Source organism: Paenibacillus alba (assembly GCF_013204855.1).
GTDB classification, from domain to species: Bacteria; Bacillota; Bacilli; order Paenibacillales; family NBRC-103111; genus Paenibacillus_E; species Paenibacillus_E alba.
In genome coordinates this window covers 1-1,404 of sequence record NZ_JABMKZ010000093.1, presented here as the reverse complement: position 1 = coordinate 1,404, position 1,404 = coordinate 1, and the positions used below count along the sequence as shown (strand labels likewise).

At 46.7% G+C, this 1,404-nt stretch carries 8 tRNA genes and 1 rRNA gene; all 9 read right to left on the bottom strand.

What is annotated here, in order from left to right:
• Window positions 1–342 precede the first annotated feature (342 nt).
• A tRNA-Lys gene (locus HQN90_RS38030) sits at window positions 343–415 on the bottom strand.
• A 9-nt stretch (window positions 416–424) separates the two neighbouring features.
• Window positions 425–506: transfer RNA gene (locus HQN90_RS38025), tRNA-Tyr, on the bottom strand.
• Window positions 507–551: 45 nt separating this feature from the next.
• Window positions 552–624: transfer RNA gene (locus HQN90_RS38020), tRNA-Phe, on the bottom strand.
• A gap of 39 nt (window positions 625–663) precedes the next feature.
• A tRNA-Asp gene (locus HQN90_RS38015) sits at window positions 664–740 on the bottom strand.
• A gap of 44 nt (window positions 741–784) precedes the next feature.
• A tRNA-Thr gene (locus HQN90_RS38010) sits at window positions 785–860 on the bottom strand.
• A gap of 12 nt (window positions 861–872) precedes the next feature.
• Window positions 873–948 (bottom strand) — tRNA-Val (locus HQN90_RS38005).
• Window positions 949–964: 16 nt separating this feature from the next.
• Window positions 965–1,041 (bottom strand) — tRNA-Met (locus tag HQN90_RS38000).
• 27 nt (window positions 1,042–1,068) lie between these two features.
• Window positions 1,069–1,160, bottom strand: a tRNA-Ser gene (locus tag HQN90_RS37995).
• Between the two features lie 140 nt (window positions 1,161–1,300).
• Window positions 1,301–1,404, bottom strand: a 23S ribosomal RNA gene (locus tag HQN90_RS37990); the annotation flags it as partial.

Sequence of the window (1,404 nt, the reverse complement as noted above, 5' to 3'; positions counted from 1 at the left end):
TTAATAATCGAAGTCAAGGCAAAGTATCCAATTCAACCTCTTTTAGGTTCTGGATCTATTTGCTTCGAGATAGGGATGGGGCCTAGTTCGCACATGTAAGCTTCAATGCAAAGCTATTGGCTTATTTCTGATTTTAGGAAGAAAAAGCTCGAAATTCCTGCATAATCGCAGGCTTTTCCGCTTTTCGTGTGAGTTTGTTGAAAAAGCCTGCACTTTTGCAGGTTTTGGCTAGAATGGGTCGGGCAACGCCTAAACACGAAACAAGAGAAGAGCCTATAAGGCGTTTTTACCTATAAAACAAAAAAAGACCTTCAACTGGTCCTCGGTGTTTGCTTATAAAAGTGAGTCATGTAGGATTCGAACCTACGACACCCTGATTAAAAGTCAGGTGCTCTACCAACTGAGCTAATGACTCAAGGAAAAATGGAGGCTGATGGATTCGAACCACCGAACTCGGAGAGAGCAGATTTACAGTCTGCCGTGTTTAGCCACTTCACTAAGCCTCCAGATACGAGATACCTGTACTGCGTGATGCAGCACAACCATCTCAATGGCTTTGGACGGAATCGAACCGCCGACACGAGGATTTTCAGTCCTCTGCTCTACCGACTGAGCTACAAAGCCTTATGTATTTCATTTCAAGCTTGTCCAACTTGTAAAAAATGGCGGAGCTGACGGGATTCGAACCCGCGGTCTCCTGCGTGACAGGCAGGCATGTTAGGCCACTACACCACAGCTCCGCATTAAACAATTCTTAAAGCTTACACTTTACTTTGGAGTAAAATGGTGCCGTCGAGAGGACTTGAACCCCCAACCTACTGATTACAAGTCAGTTGCTCTACCAGTTGAGCTACAACGGCGTATAAAGAAAATGGTGGAGGCTGACGGGATCGAACCGCCGACCCTCTGCTTGTAAGGCAGATGCTCTCCCAGCTGAGCTAAGCCTCCGACTGGATTGGTTTTATGGTAGCGGCAGAGGGGCTCGAACCCCCGACCTTACGGGTATGAACCGTACGCTCTAGCCAGCTGAGCTACGCCGCCACATAAAAGGTGTATATAGTTGGAAACTGGCGGAGAGAGAGGGATTCGAACCCTCGCACCACTTACGCAGTCTAACCCCTTAGCAGAGGGTCCCCTTATAGCCACTTGGGTATCTCTCCAAGCTATAATACACATAACAGGAAATAGTATTCCCTGAAAACTAGATACGAAACGTGCGTAAAGTTAGAGTTTCTTAGGATTTTTGTCCCAATCAAGTACTCGGATAGCTATAAAACATATCTTCACTTGCTTGGGTACTTAGGTTAAGCCCTCGACCGATTAGTATTCGTCAGCTGCATACGTTGCCGCACTTCCACCTCGAACCTATCAACCTCGTCGTCTACAAGGGGTCTTACATACTGG